The 19411-nt window shown below is 59.2% G+C and carries 14 protein-coding genes; 6 read left to right on the top strand and 8 right to left on the bottom strand.

Going from position 1 to position 19411, the window contains the following annotated elements; genetic code table 11:
- Nucleotides 1-69 precede the first annotated feature (69 nt).
- From ASD00_RS13000 to ASD00_RS12990, 3 genes are all read left to right on the top strand, one after another.
- Nucleotides 70-528, top strand: coding sequence for a (2Fe-2S)-binding protein (locus ASD00_RS13000; protein WP_025430442.1), 459 nt, complete (start codon nucleotides 70-72; stop codon nucleotides 526-528).
- A gap of 3 nt (nucleotides 529-531) precedes the next feature.
- Complete coding sequence (locus ASD00_RS12995; protein ID WP_057207001.1) at nucleotides 532-2685, top strand: xanthine dehydrogenase family protein molybdopterin-binding subunit; 2154 nt, start codon at nucleotides 532-534, stop codon at nucleotides 2683-2685.
- A gap of 76 nt (nucleotides 2686-2761) precedes the next feature.
- Complete coding sequence (locus ASD00_RS12990; protein ID WP_225968653.1) at nucleotides 2762-3340, top strand: Isoquinoline 1-oxidoreductase subunit; 579 nt, start codon at nucleotides 2762-2764, stop codon at nucleotides 3338-3340.
- Nucleotides 3341-3384: 44 nt separating this feature from the next.
- Here the strand turns inward: ASD00_RS12990 and ASD00_RS12985 are convergent, their stop codons facing one another.
- From ASD00_RS12985 to ASD00_RS12975, 3 genes are all read right to left on the bottom strand, one after another.
- Nucleotides 3385-5358 (bottom strand): TetM/TetW/TetO/TetS family tetracycline resistance ribosomal protection protein, encoded by a 1974-nt coding sequence (locus ASD00_RS12985; RefSeq protein WP_057206998.1) that lies wholly within the window; start codon nucleotides 5356-5358, stop codon nucleotides 3385-3387.
- 540 nt (nucleotides 5359-5898) lie between these two features.
- A complete protein-coding gene (locus ASD00_RS12980) occupies nucleotides 5899-6462 on the bottom strand; it encodes an OmpA family protein (protein WP_244496044.1) in 564 nt (187 codons plus the stop codon).
- 32 nt (nucleotides 6463-6494) lie between these two features.
- Nucleotides 6495-6995, bottom strand: coding sequence for a hypothetical protein (locus tag ASD00_RS12975; protein WP_200951453.1), 501 nt, complete (start codon nucleotides 6993-6995; stop codon nucleotides 6495-6497).
- A gap of 423 nt (nucleotides 6996-7418) precedes the next feature.
- Between ASD00_RS12975 and ASD00_RS12970 the strand changes: the two genes are divergently transcribed.
- Nucleotides 7419-7646, top strand: a complete 228-nt coding sequence (locus ASD00_RS12970; protein WP_057207312.1) for a hypothetical protein — start codon at nucleotides 7419-7421, stop codon at nucleotides 7644-7646.
- Between the two features lie 100 nt (nucleotides 7647-7746).
- Here the strand turns inward: ASD00_RS12970 and xth are convergent, their stop codons facing one another.
- Entirely contained in the window at nucleotides 7747-8517 is a 771-nt protein-coding gene (xth, locus tag ASD00_RS12965) for an exodeoxyribonuclease III (protein WP_057207311.1), read from the bottom strand.
- 269 nt (nucleotides 8518-8786) lie between these two features.
- Between xth and ASD00_RS12960 the strand changes: the two genes are divergently transcribed.
- Together ASD00_RS12960 and ASD00_RS12955 are read left to right on the top strand one after the other, a co-directional pair.
- Complete coding sequence (locus ASD00_RS12960; RefSeq protein ID WP_057206994.1) at nucleotides 8787-9686, top strand: Ku protein; 900 nt, start codon at nucleotides 8787-8789, stop codon at nucleotides 9684-9686.
- A gap of 15 nt (nucleotides 9687-9701) precedes the next feature.
- Nucleotides 9702-10508: a Ku protein gene (locus tag ASD00_RS12955; protein ID WP_057206992.1), complete on the top strand. Its 807-nt coding sequence runs from the start codon at nucleotides 9702-9704 to the stop codon at nucleotides 10506-10508.
- Nucleotides 10509-10599: 91 nt separating this feature from the next.
- Here the strand turns inward: ASD00_RS12955 and ligD are convergent, their stop codons facing one another.
- From ligD to ASD00_RS12935, 4 genes are all read right to left on the bottom strand, one after another.
- Nucleotides 10600-13254 (bottom strand): DNA ligase D, encoded by a 2655-nt coding sequence (gene ligD / locus ASD00_RS12950; RefSeq protein ID WP_057206990.1) that lies wholly within the window; start codon nucleotides 13252-13254, stop codon nucleotides 10600-10602.
- Between the two features lie 496 nt (nucleotides 13255-13750).
- Entirely contained in the window at nucleotides 13751-14992 is a 1242-nt protein-coding gene (locus tag ASD00_RS12945; protein ID WP_244494270.1) for an HlyD family type I secretion periplasmic adaptor subunit, read from the bottom strand.
- A gap of 109 nt (nucleotides 14993-15101) precedes the next feature.
- A complete protein-coding gene (locus tag ASD00_RS12940; RefSeq protein ID WP_057206986.1) occupies nucleotides 15102-17600 on the bottom strand; it encodes a cadherin-like domain-containing protein in 2499 nt (832 codons plus the stop codon).
- Nucleotides 17597-19348 (bottom strand): type I secretion system permease/ATPase, encoded by a 1752-nt coding sequence (locus ASD00_RS12935; protein WP_057206984.1) that lies wholly within the window; start codon nucleotides 19346-19348, stop codon nucleotides 17597-17599. The genes ASD00_RS12940 and ASD00_RS12935 overlap by 4 nt, the downstream gene beginning before the upstream one ends.
- Nucleotides 19349-19411 lie beyond the last annotated feature (63 nt).

Genomic DNA, 19411 nt, shown 5'->3' with positions numbered 1-19411 from the left:
TCCTCGACTGGTGCCATAAGTCTTGGTTATGAGCCTGCCCCAGCGGCTCCATGAGAAGGATGCATGGACATGGTGACTTTCACGCTCAATGGTAAAAATCGGACGTTCGACGGCGACCCCGATACGCCTCTCCTTTGGGTGATCCGAGATTTCGAAAAGCTGACCGGCACAAAATACGGATGCGGCATCGCGCAATGCGGCGCCTGTACGGTGCATCTGGACGGCATGCCGCGACGGTCCTGCATCACACCGATTGCCATGATCGATGGTTCCGACGTGGTAACGATCGAGGGCATTGCCGGCAAGGAAGCCGAGGCTGTCCAGACGGCATGGGCGGGGCTAGATGTGCCGCAATGCGGCTACTGCCAGTCCGGCCAGATCATGTCGGCGGTGGCGCTGCTGCAGATGGTGCCCAAGCCGACGGACGACGAGATCGATGGCGCCATGACCGGCAATCTCTGTCGGTGCGCCACCTATCATCGCATTCGAGCAGCGATCCACAACGCTGCCAATTCGATGGAGGGCTGAGCAATGACGATCCATGACATCAAAACCAGCCGTCGTGGCTTCCTCGCCGGCACCGGCCTGATCATTGGCGTGGCGATCGCGCCGAAATTCCTCTCGGCGGCACAGACCGGGGTGCCGGCCGGTGGGAGCGGCGAACTCCGGCCGCTGAACGCCTTCGTCAAGATCGGTACGGATGACACCGTCACCGTGCTTTCCAAGCACATCGAGTTCGGCCAGGGGCCTTTCACCGGCCTTGCCACTCTGGTTGCCGAAGAACTCGATGCGGACTGGAGCCAGATGCGCGCCGTCCACTCGCCGACTGACAACAAGATCTACGCCAATCTCGCTTTCGGCCTGCAGGGCACCGGCGGGTCGAGTTCGATTGCGAACGCCTACGAGCAGATGCGCAAGGCCGGCGCTACCGCAAGGGCCATGCTGGTTGCTGCGGCTGCCGAAGAATGGAAGGTACCGGTCGCCGAAATCACCGTCGAAAAGGGCCGCGTAAAGCATGCGTCTTCCGGCAAGGAGAGCGGCTTCGGCGCGCTAGCGGACAGTGCCGCACGGCAAACTCCGCCTGCAGATGTCAAACTCAAGGATCCGAAGGACTTCGTGTTGATCGGAACCGAGCTGCCGAAGCTCGACACCCAGGGCAAGATCAACGGAACGGCGATTTTCACACTCGATATCACGCCGGACAATCTGCTGGTTGCCGTGGTCGCCCACCCGAAGCATTTCGGCGCCACCGTGAAAACCTTCGATGACAGCGAGGCGCGCAAGGTCATGGGTGTGGTCGATGTCAAACAGATCCCTCAAGGCGTCGCGGTCTATGCGGACAACACGTTCGCGGCACTGAAGGGCCGCGAAGCCCTCAAGGTCGAATGGGATCTTGCAAAGGCGGAAACCCGCTCATCGCAGGAGCTCGCTGCCGAATACATCAGACACTTTGGCGAGCCGGGCCTCGAGGCGGTGAATACCGGAAATGTCGACGAGGCCTTCCGGAAAGAAGGCCTCCAGACGATCGAGGCGGAGATTGTTTTCCCGTTTCTCGCACACGCCCCGATGGAGCCGCTCGACGCGGTTTTCATCAAGGCCGCGGATGGCTCCGTCGACATTTACAACGGTGCGCAGTTTCCGGGCTTCGACCAGCAGGTGGCGGCCAAGATTCTCGGCCTCGACGAAAAGAAAGTCCGCGTAAATACCCAGCTCGCCGGCGGCAGCTTCGGCCGAAAGGCGCAATTCGGCTCGCCCTATATGCAGGAGGCGGCAACGACCTATGCCGCAATCGGCGGCGATCGACCACTCAAGCACATGTGGACGAGGGAGGACGACATCCAGGGCGGCTTCTACCGGCCGATGTATGCCCACAAGATGCGTGGGGCGATCGATGCCGAGGGCCGTATCACCGCCTGGGAACAGATCATCGTGGGACAGTCGATCATGGCCAAGGCGGACCTGGATCAGACATCGGTGGAGGGCGCATCCAACCTTCCCTATCAGATCCCCAATCTCAAGGTCACTTCACACAACATCGTGCTTCCGATCCCGCCTTTGTGGTGGCGCTCGGTCGGCCACACCCATACCGGCTTTGCGGTCGAAACCTTTGTCGACGAACTGCTGGCCCGCGTCGGTCGGGACCCGGTCGAAGGACGGCTTGCGCTGCTTGACAAGGGGTCGCGTCACGCCGGCGTCCTACGCAAGGCAGCGGAAATGGCGGACTGGGGATCAACGCTTCCCGACGGGCGCGCCCGTGGTGTCGCCGTCGTCGAAAGCTTCGGTTCGTTCGTCGGTCAGGTCGCGGAAGTTTCGGTCGGCTCCGATGGCGCCCCGCGTGTCCATAAAGTCTGGTGTGCGGTCGATTGCGGCGTCGCGGTCAATCCCAACATCATCAAGGCACAGATGGAAGGCGGCATCGGCTATGGGCTCGGTGCTGTGCTGTTCGACGCCGTTACTCTCGGCCAAGGCGGACGGATCGTGCAGTCGAATTTCCACGACTACCGCTCGATCCGCATCAATGAAATGCCCGATGTGGCGGTGGAGATCATCAAATCTGCGGAAAAACCGACTGGCGTCGGCGAGCCCGGCGTGCCGCCCATAGGGCCGGCGGTCGCCAATGCGTGGCGAAAGCTGACCGGCACCCCCGTGCGGCAGCTTCCCATCGTCAGTGTCATCTCATCGTGAGGGATATCGTCAGATGACAATTAAGCTCCTGTTTGCAGGCATAGCAGTGCAGTGTCTTATCGTCGGGGCGGGCGTGATGCTCGCCCCGACGTCCGTGGCCCAGAACGCCAACGCACTACGCTCTGCAGAGTCGTTCCAGTCGATTTCCGACAAGCAGGCGCGCTCGGTCGCCCTCTTCGAAGAAGCCGGAAAAGTCATCCAGCATCCGCGATGCGTCAACTGTCACCCGGCAACGGAACGCCCATTGCAAGGAATGTCGATGCATCCGCATCAACCGCCGGTGTTCCGCGGCGATGGCGGCATGGGTCTCGTGGGCATGCAGTGCAACACCTGCCACAGCGAAAAAAACACGCCGGTCATCGGCCAGGCGGACACACTGAAGAGCATTCCAGGCAATCCCGCCTGGCATCTCGCCCCGATCGAAATGGCCTGGGAGGGCAAGACCCTTGCCCAGATCTGTGAGCAACTGAAGGACCCAGCTCGCAACGGCGACAAGACCATGGCTGAAATGGTGGAACACATGGCGCATGACGAGCTGGTTGGGTGGGGGTGGCACCCCGGCGATGGCCGCGAACCGGTGCCCGGCACACAGGAAGAATTCGGCAAGATCATTCAAGCCTGGGTGGATGCCGGGGCTGCTTGTCCGTCGGGCTGAAGGTCGACCTTCAGCCCGAGGCAAGGGAAACGACATTCTGCGGCTCAAATTTCATCCCGAGTTTTCGCACGGTCTGCAGGTCGGGACAATCGGAGTAGATATTCGCGGCCGTTGAATGGATCGACACCGGAACGCTTGCGCGAACGCTGCGGGTCGGCTGCCGGGGCATAGTGGTGGAAGGAGGTTTCCATGGTCCCCATGCCGCTTGTCAGTCCCGGCAATTGCTGCTGAATGCCTTGAACCCTCTCGGAGGCGACATGCCCTTCCAGCCGCGCTACGCCATCGGCCACAATCGATTCCTTGGTGACAGCGCCCGACTTGGCAAGCAGGGTCAGCAAGCCACCCAAAGTCTGCGAAGGTGCTTCGAGGTAAAATTGGTCGATCGGCTCACAGACGACCGTTTTTGCCGTTGATAAGGCCGTTGCGAGGACCCACGGCGTCAACTGCCGAAAGTCTGCAGCGGTGCTCGACGGGGAACTGTGCCGCGCAGCGGTCATGGCAACGTGGCAATCGATGACTTGCCAGCCGAAGATGCCCTGCCTAAGCGTCTCGAATACGGTTTCCTCGACTGCCCGGTAGAGGCTTGCCGGCATCTGGCCAACGTCCACTTCCAGCGTGAAGCTGTTGCCCGCCCCTTCCGGTCGCGGTTCGACGCGCAAACCAACGGTCGCCAGGAATGGATTCGGCTCCTTGAAGATGACCTGAAGGCCTGTGCCGATTCCGGCGAGCCTCTCGGCGCAGATGACTGTACTATCCTCAAACGTTACTTCGAGACCGAAATCCGTCAACAGTGTCGACTGGATCACCTCCTTCTGCACCTCGCCATAGAGAGACACGAAGATGTCGTTCGTGTCCTCGTTCTTGCGCAGGTCAATCAGCGGGTCCTGTTCGGCCAACTGGTTTAGCGCCAGCCAGAGCGCCGCACGCTCGGAGGGACGCTGCGCTTGGGCCCGGGATTCCAACGTTGGAGGCGCAAAATGGTGCGGGACGTCTGCGAGGCGGGTGGTGCCGACCACGTCGCCGATGCGGGCGCTGCCAAGGCCGCTGACCCGAGCAATCTGGCCTGCCTTGAAGCTGTTTGCGCTGTGAATTTTGCCGGCGTCGAAAAGTTGGATTCCGGTCACCCTTGCCGACCCCTGAGGCAGGTCGAGATATTCCCGCACGCGGACCGTGCCAGATGAGAGATAGAGATAGGAGAGCTTCTCACCGCCCCATCCACGCTCGATCTTGAAGATCCTGCCGGTGACAGCAGCATCAGGATCGAGGTCGCGGCAGGGCAGTAGGGTCGCAATTGCCGATGTCAGAGCTGGCAGGCCAACGCCGGTTACCGCCGCGCCAGCAAATGCCGGCTGCAACAGACCGCGAGAAACCTGATCCCGCAGCGAGCGGTCAAGTCTTTCGTCGGTAAGACGATCCGGCGCTTGCAGATAATCGCGCAGCAGCTCGTCATCGTTTTCCGCCAGGGTCTCGCACAGCGCGGTGAAAAGCGGCTCGCTTCCCGGATCGAACGCCTTTACCTGAGCGAGTTTACTACCGGCATCAATGACGGCCGACATGGCGATGGGTCGAACCGGTAGTTGGCCGGCAATGGCTTGCAGCACTTCGTCGTAGCGCGCACCGAGACGATCGACCTTGTTGATGAAGAATAGGAAGGGAACCCCAACACGCTGCAACGCCCGCACCAGCACTCGCGTCTGCGCTTGCACGCCTTCGACTGCAGAAACAACGACGACTGCAGCGTCCAGCAACCCAAGCACGCGCTCGATCTCGGCGATGAAGTCGGGGTGACCGGGCGTATCAATGAGGTTCACCACCGTGTCGCCGATCGTGAATGAAACGACGGCAGCTCGGATGGTGATGCCACGCTGCCGCTCCAGAGCGAGGCTATCTGTCTGTGTATTGCCGGCGTCGACGCTGCCTAGCTTGTCGATGACACTGGCGTCAAAAAGGAGTCGTTCGGTAAGGCTAGTTTTGCCTGCATCCACATGGGCCAGGACGCCCAGATTTAAGGTGCGCATGAATCCTCAACTTCTCAGAAATTCCAACGTGATTTTCGTGAGAAGGGACTCGGCGCATTGGGACCTCTAAGAGCTGATGCCGCATGTTTTGATCCTTGAATCGGATAGGATTTAAGGAACCATGCAGTAGGGTTTCCGCACAACTCTGCTGCTTTGCAGAGCCGCTCAACAAACTTAAAAGCCGTATCTGAATACATGTCAAGAACCGCCATACCTCCCGTTGTGTCGGCAATTCACAGACAACGGTTGATTATCCGAATGCCGGATGGATGCGCGCTTGCTGTGTTTGCCGCCGGCGGCTTTGCGTAGTCGTGCCTCGGCGGTCCGTCGATCTGTTCGTCGTTGAAGACACCGCCTGATGGTGCACTGGTTACTTGTGGGCCAAACATTCCACAAGGGCGACCTCGGGCTCGGTCAGGCGCATACGTCACCGTACGGATAGCGTCGGCCGGTCGGGCCAACAGCAAACGCCATAGCGGTCGCACGTCGGCCCTAAGTAGCCGGCGTGCGTCAATTCATCGGCCCGCAGGACCCATTTTTCTACCGCTTTGGAAAAACGAACTCGACGCGCCGGTTGAGAGCGCGCCCTTGGGGATTGTCCGCTCCGTTTTTCGTATTGGGTTCGATCGGACGGCTATCACCTAGCCCTTCGACCGATAGCCGCGCTTTATCTGCTCCATGTTTCACAAGCCATTGCATGACGGCACTAGCTCGCTGAAGGGACAGTTCCTTATTGTACTGAGCCGACCCTTTGGAATCGGTATGACCCTCGATGATGATCGTGCCGGCGGGGACGGATGTGATGAGACGCGCGATGTCCATGAGTGTCGGTTCGGCCGCCGATTGGATGTCGGCCTTGTCGAAATCGAACAGCACATCGCCCGTCATGGACACCCTGACGGTCGTTGCGTCTTGTCGTACGGAAAGACCACCGTGCTGAGCGGTAAGCCCATCGGCTTTCGCAGACAGATCAAACACGGCGCTGTTCAGATCGGAGGGTAGCCCCTTCAAATCAAGAACCGTGGCCTTAAGATCACGTATTTCGCGATCGTAAGGTGACACCTGCGCATAAGAACCGCTGGCCGCTATCATGATCACGACCATCGCGAGGGAACATTTCGCTGGACCAGCCATGGCTATCGGTCGGTAAGTTTGATCGCGTCGAGTGTCTCGACGCCCGGGATCGTCAGTGACACCTCGGTGACGTCCTTTGGCGGAGCAGGGAACCTACCATGCCAGGAACCCGCGATCAGAGAATCCTTGTTAGCTTTGATAACGAGGTTTGGATTTGTCAGCGGCTTATCACTGCTGTCCGTAAGCAGCAGGTATTTCTTATTGCCAGCAAGAACGTAGAAGCTGTTTTCATACGCGTCCTGGCTAATCGAATCATATATTCGTTCCAGCTGGTTCGTCGCGAGCGGCTTGAAGCGGAGTTTGATTGTTAAAACGTCCCCGGCGCGGACAGCTTCGACGACCTGCGCTTCCGCGGCCCCGCCATCGGTCAAGCCTGTGGCTAAGGGTGCGACAGAAGTGGTTTCAGCCTGAGTTTGGGCGAAGGCCGTTTGAGCCAATCCAGTTGTTGCTAGGAGGGCACCAAGAGCACAGACAGTCGTGGCAATTCTGGTCACTTTTACCATATCAATCCTCGATTTTTACAAAATTGCAGGCAGTGCATACGAATCACAAAACAACCTCCAGTAACTTTCTCGCATGGGAGAAATGTGGCGAAGTCTTGAAATTCCCACATTTTCGCCCCGCTTTCATTCGCTGCAGGACCGAGGGCCTGTTCTCTTTCACTGATGAACTGTTGGGATCCCACACAGTTTCCCTGCAATTCGGTGATGTCATCGCTGGTCTGTCAAACCGCTTACGCAATTGTGATTGGAACCATTACTTTTCCCTGCGGTTGGTCAATCAACCAAGGGAGTTGCGCAGAGTTCGTTCGTTGAAGTGCAGCGCTACTCTGTCCCGGTGTCAGGCTCACAGGCACCAGGTGATCGTATTGGCTGTTCTCACAGCTGCGCACGCGACCCTGGCGCACAATGGAGAAAACCATGTCCATAACCGCGATCCTGATCGGTGCTGCCCTCGTGATCGCCGGTGTACTCGATTTGTTTTGGGGTGCGCTCAGGCGTCGACCTCTCAGCGATCCTCACCGATCCATTTCAGATGCCAAGCCGACCCTGGAGCCCAGAGGACAAGGGCTTAGATTTCTTGGTTTGGTGAGGAACTGGCTCGGTATAGGCATGATCGCGATCGGCATGGCAATATTGATCGCCTACGCATAGGATTTGACCTGCAACGGAGAGTTCCTCCGAAATGAGACGGCCCATAGTAGGACGGATCGATAAAAGAATAGAGGTTTACGGCAGAGAAGATCGTTGCGGGTTAAAGTAGCTCGATCCAAGCCGGCGCGTGGTCACTCGTGTGATCCCAAGCTCGCACTGACTTGTCCACCTTGGCCCGCTTGAGATCGCCAGCAAGCGCCGGGCTTAACAGGAAATGATCGATGCGAAGCCCGGCGTCGCGGGCAAATGCGTTTCGGAAATACTTCCAGAATGTATAGATCCGCTCATTCGGATGGAGATGCCTCACCGCATCCGTCCAGCCCTGATCAAGAAGTGCGGCGTAGGCCGCTTTCACCTCCGGTCTGAAGAGCGCATCGTCTCGCCACCGCTCCGGCTTGTAAACATCCAGATCGGTTGGCATGACATTGAAGTCGCCAGCCAAGACAACCGGGATCTCCAGTTCTATCAGTTGCGCCGCATAGTGCTGCAGCCGGTCAAACCAACGCAGCTTGTAGTCAAACCTGGGTCCAGGGGCGGGATTGCCATTCGGCAGATAAAGGCATCCGACGATTATCCCCTCGATTGCCGCCTCGATGTAGCGGCTGTGACTGTCATCAGGATCGCCCGGCAAACCGCGACGCGTCTCCATTGGGGTCCTTCCTCGAGCCAGGATGGCCACCCCATTCCATGATTTCTGTCCGTGCCAGATCGCGCCATAGCCGGCTTTCTCGATTTCCCGATGAGGAAACCTGCTGTCGGGCGCTTTGAGTTCCTGCAGGCACACGACATCCGGCTGCCTCTCCTCGAGCCACCGCAGCAGCACGTCGAGGCGACCGTTGATGCCGTTGACATTGTAGGTGGCGAGTTTCACCAGAATGATCTGCGCTGCCGGCATGCGATGGGCAGCGACGACGAAGCTCCGTTGCCCTTCTTGGACTCGCGATCCTCCTCGCGCCGCCGACGGCGTTCACCGCTGCCGGTATCGATTGGCTCGCGCATTCTCATGGCAGACCTCCCTTGTGATTTTCCCCTCCACAAACGCGGCTGCGGCGCAAAAGATGCATTCGATTGAGAACGGTCGGGAACGAAACGCCGGCTGAGCGGTTGAGTTCCTTTGGCCGCGTCAGGAGAACTTGTATCATGGTTGCCCCAAGAGCGAATTGGAAAGGCTACATCAAGTTCGGCGAGGTGACCTGTCCCGTGGCGCTCTATACGGCGGCATCAACTTCTGACCGCATCGCCTTCAACACTCTCAATCGCAAGACGGGAAACCGAGTCAAACGCGAATTCGTCGATGGCGAGACGGGAGATACGGTAGAGCGTGACGACCAGATCAAAGGCTATGAGATGGAGAATGGCCAGTACGTCGTCCTGGAACCCGAGGAAATGGCCGAAGCCGTTCCCGACAGCGACAAGACCCTGAAGATAGAGGCCTTCATCCCCTGCTCCCAGATCGACACAATCTACTTCGACAGGCCCTATTATCTCGCTCCCGACAAGCTGGGCACCGATGCCTTCGTGCTGCTGCGCGACGGGATGAAACAGGAAAAGGTCGCCGCGATTGCGCGAACGGTGCTGTTCCGACGGGTGCGCACCGTCCTTATCCGAGTGCATGGCAGGGGGCTGATCGCCTCCACGCTCAACTTTGATTACGAGGTCCGTTCGGCCGACAAGGCTTTCGAGGATCTCCCCAACCTCAAGATCGAAGGCGAGATGCTGGATCTTGCCGAACATATCATCGAAACCAAGATGGGTAGCTTCGACGCCAGCAGCTTCGACGATCGATATGAGGCTGCCGTGGCCGAACTGGTCAAAGCCAAAATCGAAGGACGCTCGCTTCCCAAAAGGAAGGCGCCCGCTGCGTCGAAGCCTGGAGATCTGCTGCAGGCACTGCGCGAAAGTGCGGGCATGGCTGCGAAGAAAACAAAAGCAAAGCGCACCGCAGCGAATGTCAACAAGGGCGCCGCTCGCAAGCCAGCTGCAAAATCTGCAACTGCCAAATCCAAGCCCGCTACCGCGCAAAAACGGCGCGCCAGCTAGTCGGAGGACGCTTTCATGGCCGTTCGGCCCTACTGGAAAGGTTATCTCAAGCTGTCGCTGGTCACCTGCCCCGTGCAGATGATGCCGGCAACGTCCGACGAAGAAAAGGTCCGTTTTCATACGCTCAACCGCGCGACACAGAACCGTGTTATCAGCCACTACGTCGATGCGGTCACCGGGCACGAAGTCAAGGAGGACGACCAGGTCAAGGGCTATCAACGCGCCGAAGACGAGTACGTCATGCTCGAGGACGACGAGCTCGAAAATGTCGCGCTGGACAGCACCAAAACCATCGACATATCCACCTTCGCACCCCGCGACAGCGTCGAATGGATCTGGTTCGATACCCCGTACTATCTCTCCCCGAACGACCCTGTCGGTCAGGAAGCCTTTTCCGTCATTCGTGAAGCGATGGAGGCCAAGCGGGTGGTTGGCATTTCGCGACTGGTCATCTCGCGTCGCGAACGCGCCGTCTTGCTGGAGCCGCGTGGTAAAGGCATCATCCTGTGGACTTTGCGCTACGGGGATGAGGTCAGGGACGAGAAAGCCTATTTTGAGGATATCGGCAACGAGAAAGCGGATTCCGACATGATGCCGCTCGTCCAGCAATTGATCGAAAGGAAGACCCAGGACTGGAACCCGAAGATGGTCGTCGACCCGGTCCAGGATCGGCTGCTCGACATCATCAACGCGAGAAAGAAACAGCTGAAAAAACCCCAGAAGGGCAAAGCGAAATCGCCAGCGTCGGAACCGAGCAATGTCATCAACATCATGGATGCGCTGCGCAAATCTGTGGCCGCCGAAACCCGACCCCGTAAATGAGCCGCGCACCATTGCCGAGGCTTCCGGTCCGCTACAGGCATCGCCCACGATCCATGTCGAGGTAAAAAGCATCCGCAATTTCGGCGGATGACTACGCCGCAGCCCTGTTCGTTTTGCTCAGGCGCTTGATCGCCTGCTCCAGCGAGCGCTGGCCTTCACAATAATCCTGCCAAGCGGTCCCCGCTCTCAGAAGCTCTGGCACGGTCCGGATCGTGAAGCGTTTGGGATCGAGACCCTTTTTGACCTGCGTCCAGTTGAGCGGCATCGACACCGGGGCGCCGGGGCGCGCCCGCGGCGACAGGGGCGCAACAGCGGTCGACATCCTGTCGTTGCGCAAGTAGTCGAGGAAGATGCGGCCCTCGCGCTGGCTCTTCGCCATCCTGATCAGGTAAAGATCTGGATTGTCGCGGGCCATCCGCTGACAGACATCATGGGCAAAAGCCTTCGCCTCTTCCCAACTCAATTTCTTCCGTCGCGACACGGCAAGCGGCGTTACGACGTGCAGTCCCTTGCCACCCGTCGTCTTGCAGAAGCTTACCAGCCCGAGTTCTGCCAACCGGTCGCGAATTTCCCGCGCCGCGTCAATGACGGTGGAAAACTCGACTTCGGGGCCCGGGTCCAGATCGAACACCAGGCGGCCGGGCACCTCCGGTTTCCCGGGCTCGCAATTCCAGGGATGCAGTTCGACACCACCGATCTGGGCGATCGCCGCAAGCCCCTCGACGCGGTCGATCTGCAGGTAGGGCTTCTTGTCCCCGAATACGGTGACCAGCTCGAGCAGGTTCGATGTTCCCGGCATGGCATGTCGCTGGAAGAATTGCTCGCCGCCAATCCCGTCGGGAGTGCGAATGATCGAACAGGGCCGCCCTTTGATATGATCGATCAGCCAGGACCCGACCGCCTCATAATATTGGGCAAGCTCAACCTTGGTCACCGGCTTCCCATCGCCACCATCCGGCCATAGAGGTTTTTCCGGGCTGGAAATCAGCACGTCCATGACCTCGGCCTTCCCGCCCTTGCGAATACGATTTGGTACTGGCTTTACCGTCGAAGGATCGGACACGGCAGCCTTTGACGGTGACGCCGGTTTTTCCGCTTTCACCTCGCCCGCGGGTTTGTCTTCCCTCAAGCCCTTGAATGCGGCCTGCCGCACCTGGCCATCGGCCGTCCAGCCGGCGAACTCGATCTCGGCAACGAGATCCGGCTTGAGCCAAACGATATTCCGATCCTTCTTTGGCGCCCCGTTACCAGTGAAGGGTGACTTGGAGGCCTCTAGCTTTTGCAGCTTCGGCAACAGCGTTTGGACGGTCTTTGCGCCATAGCCTGTCCCGACCCGGCCGACATAGACGAAATGCTCGCCACGATTGACGCCAACAAGGAGAGAACGGAACTTGCCGTTGGTCGTTGCATAGGCGCCGATGACGACTTCATGACCTGCGCGGCATTTGGATTTCGCCCATGTGTCGGAGCGGCCGGACTGGTACGGCGCATCCGCTTTCTTGGAAACGATGCCCTCAAGGGAAAGACGGCGGGCAGATCGCAGCACGGCATCACCGTCGGTTTCAAAATGCTCGGCGAAGCGCAGATGCGGATCGTCGCCCGCATCCTCCAGGATCGCTGCGAGCCGTTCTTTCCGCTGTGTCAGCGCGAGCTCTCGCAGGTCCTCATCGCCGGTAAACAGGAGATCGAATGCAAAGTAGACCAAGGCATCGGTCTCGCCTTCGGAAAGTGCTGCCTGAAGGGCAGCAAAATCGGGTGCTCCTTTTTCGTCAAGAGCACAGATCTCACCATCGATGATGGCATCAGGCAGAGCTGCTGCCGACTTGGCGATGGCGGCAAATTTGGCTGCCCAGTCGAGACCTTTGCGGGTCTTCAAAGTCGCCTTGCCATTCTCGACCCGCATCTGAATGCGATAGCCATCAAATTTGATCTCATGGATCCAGCCACCGCCGTTCGGAGGGCGCTCCAGTGTTTCGCATAACTGCGGTGGGATGAAATCAGGCATTCTGGATTTCGGGCGTCTGGCGGACACAGACTTTTTTCGGCTCCCCGCTCCCGCCTGGCGTTCCTCGGCGGCAAGACCGTGGTTGCTGTCCCACACCGCGTCGGCCCCAATAGCGCCGCCCTCCACCATGAAGGGCTTTGGCTTTCTGCCTTTGCCCGACGCGATCGCGTCCATCGAGCGTCCGGAGGCGACTGAGGTGTCGTTTTCCTCAAGGACAGCCGCTCCGTTCTCATCGACCGAAAAATCGTCACGATGTTTGATCAGGAGCCAATTCGTTCGTTTTCCACCATCGCGATCATGACGCATGCGCACGAGCACAAAGCTGCCGTGGAGCCGTTTGCCCTCAAGGGTGAACTTGAAATCACCTTTGGCCAGCGCCTCTTCCGGCGTCCGATTTCCTTCCGGCTCCCAATAACCGCGATCCCACAGCATGACAGTGCCCCCGCCATACTGGCCTTTCGGAATGGTGCCTTCGAAATCGCCATAGTCGAGCGGGTGATCCTCGACCTCCACCGCAAGGCGCTTGTCTTGCGGATCGAGCGATGGCCCCTTGGTCACAGCCCAGGATTTGAAGACACCGTCGAGCTCCAAACGAAGATCGTAGTGCAGCTGGGTGGCGTCATGTTTCTGAATGACGAAGCGACGTCGATTGGAAGGGCTGAGCTTGCCCGCTCCGCTTGGTTCCTTGGTGACCTTGAAATCGCGCTTCTGTTTGTAGGTCGAAAGCTTGTCGCTGGCCATCGCTGTCCCCGGTCTCGTCCGCTATCCCCACCGACTTCCTTAGATCAGGTGCGTGCAGGCTCGCCTGCCAATTCGTTGCTCATGGCAACACAAGGATAACGCGCCCGTGTTCACCGTGCTGTCACGTGAACGGCTCGCATCCTCGCGAGACAAAACCATTTTCGGGCGCGTTTGGTTCCTCTCGCGGTTGACCGATGTCGGCGAGTGGGGGGAAGCTGCGGAGTTTCGATCTTCAGCAAGCCGCTACCCTGTCAGCCGGACTTTGCACACTGCCCGAACGTCAGACAGCAGTCTGGATAACGATCAAGATGCAGAGCAGCTTTACCAGTGGCACTGACGGCTTCGCCCTGCCTGCTTGTGGGTGGCCACTTTGGAGTTTCTTAAGCGTCCCGTCCGGCGACAGACGGTCATCCCAAGGATGTCGCGGAAACAGCCCTGGGATGACCCGTTCGCGCACGAGGCACATCATGTCTCTGTGCGGAAGATGCGAATTTGTTCACTGTTCTCGAAAGGCCCGGCTGAATTGGTCGGTAAGCGGCTTCGATAGGAACGACAGTGCCGTTCTTTGCTCCGTTGAAACGAAGACCTCCACCGGCATGCCGGGCAAGAGTTTATTGTCACCAAGCTTGGCCAACTCCACTTGGGCAACCCCGATATCCGCCAAGTAGTATGTCTCACCGGAACTTGGGTCGTTGCTCGTAGCGGCCGACACATAGGTGACGTGTCCGGAGAGTTCGGGAGTAGTGCGCTGATTGAAAGCCGAAAAGCGAAGCTTCGCCACCTGACCGGAGAACACCTGATCGATATCGGTGGGAGAAAGCCGGGCCTGGATCTTAAGTGCAGCGTCGGTCGGGACAAGCGTGACCAGCTTTTCCGCCGGCGTGATCACCCCACCAATCGTGTGGACGAAAAGCTCGTTCACGGTTCCCGACAAAGGGGCGCGTATATCGGTGCGTTGCAATCGATCTTCGACAGCCACCTTTCGTTCACTCAACTCCGAGATCTTCTGTTCGACGGTCGTTAGATCACGCTGTGCTTCGGTCCGAGCGGCCTCGTCGATGGCGATGATCTGAAGCTCGATTTCGCTGGTTCTGGCCTTGGAGCGCGCGATGTTGGCTTGTATCTCGCCGTACTCGCCGGTGATCTTCGCCATTTCGCGATCAATGATGTACTTGCGGGAGGTCTCGAGCAGGTTCTTGTCGGTGAGGCGCTTGATCTTCTTGTGCTCGGTTTTGATCAGCGCCAGTTCGTCCTGCTTTGCGGTGAGCTGAACCCTCAAGCCATTGACCTCCTCTTCCAATTGGGAAATTCCCAATTGGAGCTGTTGCTTCTGGCTTTCCCGGTTCTGGCGGTTCCCGTAGAAAAGCCGCGCCTCGCCCATGAAGACCGTCGGAACCACACTCATTGCCTCACTGAGTTCTGCTCCAAACTGCAATTCCGCCGCGTTGTCCCGTTCGGCGACAAGCCTCGTTTTTCGCGCCGCCAGTTCGACGAGCTGGTTCTTGACGATGGACAGTTCCGCTCGGGTTTGCACGTCGTCAAGCCGCAGCATGATGTCGCCTTTTCTGACGGCGTCGCCTTCCTTGACCAGGATCTCGCTGACGATGCCGCCGTCACGATGCTGGATTGCCTTCAGGTTCTGATCGACCTTGACCATTCCCGCCGCAACGATCGCGCCCGTAAGCTGGGCCGTGGCAGCCCATCCGCCGGCGCCGGCAAAAAGCAGAACGCCAAGCATGGCGCCGACGATAACCCGGAAGGTTACCGGGAACGCGGCGTCTGCCTCATCGTCGCCGATGGCTGGAGGATTTCGTTGTGATTTGAGCATTTTGTTTTTCCCCCCGGGATTATATTTGAGCGGTCTCGACGACCACCAACATGTGATGACCGCTCAAAGTGACAGCCACCTCGTATTCCTGGTCGTTGTTGGTATCGAATTCGATCCGCGTTACGCCATGTTCCTCTGTCCCCTCATGCCGCATTCTGATGGGAAGCGCGTCTTCATCGACATCTTCGCCATAGACAGCCTCGAAATGGTCCTCGAGGTTATCGACGATCTCCTCGAAGATCTGATACCTCGACATCTCGATGCGGTCCCCGACCATGAAATCGAGGATGTGATGGATGGCGTCGCTAGTCGACGAGCCGGCAGGCATATTGAAACGGAAGACGTCATCGCCGCTGCCTCCCTCAAGGATCAACGCGGTTTGACCGACGTGGAAGACATCCGCCTGGGCGCTGCCCACGATCTGTTCAAAGCTCGTGACAATGTCGGTTCCGATATCGACACCGGTCGCGATGCCGGTCTCAAGGTCGATGACAACCCCCTGCGTTGCCGCAGAATAATCCAGGGTGTCCAGACCCGATTGACCATCATAATGGTCATCGGCGCTGTCGGCCGCGGCCATGACGGTATCGTTTCCCGCTCCGGCCGAAACGACATCCGCGCCTGCTCCGTCGTGAATGGTATCGTTGCCGGCCCCCGTGACGATCGTCTCGGCGTTGTCGCTGCCGATCACGCTGTCATCGCCTTGACCGGTCAGGACCACCTCGAAATTCGCGACGGTGTCCTCGCCGATTTCTGCGCCCGAGGCTTGGCCTTCGCTGAGGTCGATCTCGATCGACCGTGACAAGCTGGAATAATCGAGCGTGTCGGTGCCATCTCCGCCATCGTAAAGATCGGGGAGAAGATCCCCTCCTGCATCTTTAACCGTATCGTCGCCGGCTCCGGTGGCGATTGTCTCGGCCTCAAGGCTGGCGGTCACGCTGTCATCGCCTTGACCGGTTAGGACCACCTCAAAATTCGAGATGGTATCGTCGCCAATCTCTTCACCAGATGCTTTGCCTTCGCTGAGGTCGATGGTGATTGATTGTGACACGCTGGAATAGTCGAGTGTGTCGGAGCCGTCGCCGCCGTCATATTGGTCCGATACGAGATCCCCTTCGCCCGCAATCGTGTCGTTACCAGCCCCCCCCATGACGATATCCTCGTCGGCGCCCCCCACAAGAACGTCGGCGCCTTCATCCCCGACAAGACGATCCTTGCCCGCTTGCCCGAGCAGGGTATCGTTGCCGCTACCCCCGGAGAGGCGATCGTCTCCGCTGCCTCCGTCGATGGCGTCGTTGCCTTCATCGCCGGCAACCAAATCGTTGCCGTCGCCGCCGAAGGCCAGATCGTCGTCAGCGCCTCCATGCAGGGCGTCGTCTCCCTCGTCCCCAGACAGAATATCGCGCCCCTCCTCGCCAAACAGACGGTCGTTGCCGCTGCCGCCATGTATCTGATCGTCGCCGGTGCCGCCGAAGACGACATCGTTTCCGATCCCTGCGAAAATGATGTCGTTGCCCCCGCCCGCGACGATGTTGTCGTTGCCGTCGCCACCATCCACCGTATCGGCACCACCTCGGGCATCGATGCTGTCATCGCCTGCCCTGCCGTCGATGGCATCGCTGCAATTGGTGCCGAGCAGCAGATCGTCACCCAGGGTCCCGACAATCGGCGGGGCGTTGACCACGGAAAAAGACGCAGTCTGGGTAATCGAAAGCTGGCCATCTGTGATCTGGTAGGTAATCGTGACCGGACCAAGCTCGGTCCAATCGTAGAGCCAACCTTCTGCGGTCCTCGTGATTGTGCCGGATGTCACCGTGATATCCCTGACGGAAAGCAAGTTGCCGTCCGGGTCGGATGCACCGCGCAATAGATCCGAAAGGCCGATGACGACCGCAGCGCAACCGGAAACATCCTTCAGCGTGACTGAGCCGTTCACGCGCGGTGCGCGGTTAACGGGGTCGTTATCTTCGTTGTCGTCATCATCGTCATCGTCGTCATCGCCCGGTTTGTCGTCTTCCCCATCCTTTACCGGGAAAGATTTGACGGGAGAGCCGGCAACAGACGGCGCCGACGCGACATTGTCGTTCGACGCCCTCAAGACAGGCGACGGACTTTCCAGCTCCCATCGTTCAGACATCGAGGTCGAGAAATCATCCGGCCGGAATGAGGGCGATCGAATGTCGACGGCATCCATTTCTTCGTTCTGGCTACTGTAGTTTCGCATGGCGCCGCCAGCCTTCTTTTTGGCAGGCGCTTCCTCTTCCTTGACTTCTTCCGGCTTGTTCTCCGCCACCAACTGCGGAGGGGCCATATCTTCCTGCGGCTCCCTTGCTTGCGGAGGCTGCTCCTCCGCCGGCTCCGACGCCGTGCTGAAGGCGCTCTTCAGATAAAGCGCAAAGCCCGTCAAAAACATCGCGATAACAGCCGGCGCTCTTGACGGCGCTTCCTCGTTTTTCAGGCTGTAGCGCTGGTGCGGGTCTTCCTCTTTGACCGTTTTTGTTCCCTTCGCCTCGATCATTCCGACACCTTTGACGTCATGCGCGCGGGCAGTGCGGGTCGGCCACCGGCGTCCCCTATCGCGGCTGGTTTCAGGATTTCGCTCTTGGGCCCAAAAGCCACCAGCTTGCCGCCTTGAACCACGGCAATCAGGTCGCAGGCGGTAAGCGCGCTCGGGCGATGGGCAATGACAATGGCGATGCCATTGCGGGCGCGAACGGCTTGTATGGCCTGCGTCAGTGCGGACTCGCCCTCGCCGTCGAGATTGGAGTTGGGCTCGTCCATGACGACGATGAACGGATTGCGGTACAACGCCCGTGCAAGCGCGATCCGCTGCCTCTGACCGGCAGACAGGGATGCCCCCTGAGGCCCGAGCGCCGTACGGTAACCGTCCGGCAGACGCACGATCATTTCGTGAATGCCGGTGGTTTGTGCCGCTTCCACGATTGCCCGTGCGTCGACATCAGGATCAAGGCGGGAAATGTTTTCCTCGACCGTTGCATCCAGGAGCGCCACGTCCTGCGGGAGATAACCGATGTGCTGCCCGAGACAGCTGTCTGACCATTGCGTCAGTTCCGCATCATCCAACCGAACGCCACCGCGAAGGGGCGGCCAGATCCCGGTCAGCGCGCGCGCAAGCGTTGTCTTGCCGCCGCCGCTTGGACCGATAATGCCCAGCACCTGGCCGGCTTCGATGTCGAAACTGACGTCGCTCAGAAGAACGCGGCCGGAACCGGGCGCTGCGACCGTGAGCTTTTCGACCTTCAAGGTCTTGGCGGGCGCAGGAAGGTCCATCGGTGCAACGGTACCCGTCAATGCGACCACCGTTTCCTTGAGGCGACCGAAGGCGGTTCGTGCCGTGACGAAGCTCTTCCAGTTGCCGACGGCAAGATCGACCGGAGCAAGGGCGCGCGCCGAGGCAACGGATGCAGCGATGATGGCGCCGGCAGACATTTCCCCCTGGATCGTCAACCACGCCCCCAGCCCCAGAACCGCAGACTGCAACACCATCCGAAGCACCCGGGAAATCGCCCCAAAGGTGCCGCTGATGTCGTTTGTCCGGGTTTGAAGCGCCAGATGCTCCTTGTTGGCAACATTGAACCGGCTGACCGCACGCGGCGCAAAGCCCATGGCCTTCAACACCTCGGCATTGCGGGTGTTTGAATCGGCAATGGCATTTCGCTCAATACCGGCCTTGTGCGTGGCGGCGGCCCATCTGCGCGTCATCACCTCGGTCAGGATGGCAAGGATCGTGAGGACAAAGGCGCCGCCAAATGTCAGGGCGCCGAGATAGGGATGCAGCATGTAGACGAAGATCAGGTAGAGCGGCATCCAGGGAAGGTCGAAAAAGGCGATCGGCCCCTGGCTGCCGAGAAATCCCCTGACCGTATCAACGTCGCGGCCGCGCTCGAGGGCCTCTGCCGTGGAGAAGCCGAAACGGGGCATGTCGATCGCAACCTCATGCGCCAGCGGGGCGATCTTTGCATCCAGCCTTGCGCCGACGCGCACCAGTATCTGTGAGCGGATGATGTCGAAGAGCCCCTGGAACAGATAGAGCCCGATCGCCAGGATCGAGAGCCCCAGAAGGGTTGGGATGCTGCCGCTGGTCAAAGCCCGGTCGTAGATCTGCAGCATGTAGAAGGATCCGGTCAGCGCCAGAATGTTGATGATTCCGGAGGTGATGAAAAGAAAGAGGAATATTCCTTTAAATCTCTGCGTAAGCTTCTCAGCGTTCTTACGTTTCGTGCCAGTCAGTGGGGTCTTGCGCATGATACTCACCAATCCGCGTTTGATGGAGTAAGGCCGGCGCGCCCTTGGTCGGCGCGCCGGAAA

The sequence above is a fragment of the Ensifer sp. Root31 genome, assembly GCF_001424825.1.
Taxonomy (GTDB): domain Bacteria; phylum Pseudomonadota; class Alphaproteobacteria; order Rhizobiales; family Rhizobiaceae; genus Ensifer; species Ensifer canadensis.
Note: the sequence above shows the minus strand (reverse complement) of the source record. Positions and strands in the feature narration are given on the sequence as shown.

Coding starts and splice junctions, on each gene's coding strand:
- ASD00_RS13000 (WP_025430442.1), top strand. CDS start 70: ATGGTGACTTTCACGCTCAATGGTAAAAATCGGACGTTCGACGGCGAC.
- ASD00_RS12995 (WP_057207001.1), top strand. CDS start 532: ATGACGATCCATGACATCAAAACCAGCCGTCGTGGCTTCCTCGCCGGC.
- ASD00_RS12990 (WP_225968653.1), top strand. CDS start 2,762: ATGCTCGCCCCGACGTCCGTGGCCCAGAACGCCAACGCACTACGCTCT.
- ASD00_RS12985 (WP_057206998.1), bottom strand. CDS start 5,358: ATGCGCACCTTAAATCTGGGCGTCCTGGCCCATGTGGATGCAGGCAAA.
- ASD00_RS12980 (WP_244496044.1), bottom strand. CDS start 6,462: ATGGTCGTGATCATGATAGCGGCCAGCGGTTCTTATGCGCAGGTGTCA.
- ASD00_RS12975 (WP_200951453.1), bottom strand. CDS start 6,995: ATGGTAAAAGTGACCAGAATTGCCACGACTGTCTGTGCTCTTGGTGCC.
- ASD00_RS12960 (WP_057206994.1), top strand. CDS start 8,787: ATGGTTGCCCCAAGAGCGAATTGGAAAGGCTACATCAAGTTCGGCGAG.
- ASD00_RS12955 (WP_057206992.1), top strand. CDS start 9,702: ATGGCCGTTCGGCCCTACTGGAAAGGTTATCTCAAGCTGTCGCTGGTC.
- ligD (WP_057206990.1), bottom strand. CDS start 13,254: ATGGCCAGCGACAAGCTTTCGACCTACAAACAGAAGCGCGATTTCAAG.
- ASD00_RS12945 (WP_244494270.1), bottom strand. CDS start 14,992: ATGCTTGGCGTTCTGCTTTTTGCCGGCGCCGGCGGATGGGCTGCCACG.
- ASD00_RS12940 (WP_057206986.1), bottom strand. CDS start 17,600: ATGATCGAGGCGAAGGGAACAAAAACGGTCAAAGAGGAAGACCCGCAC.
- ASD00_RS12935 (WP_057206984.1), bottom strand. CDS start 19,348: ATGCGCAAGACCCCACTGACTGGCACGAAACGTAAGAACGCTGAGAAG.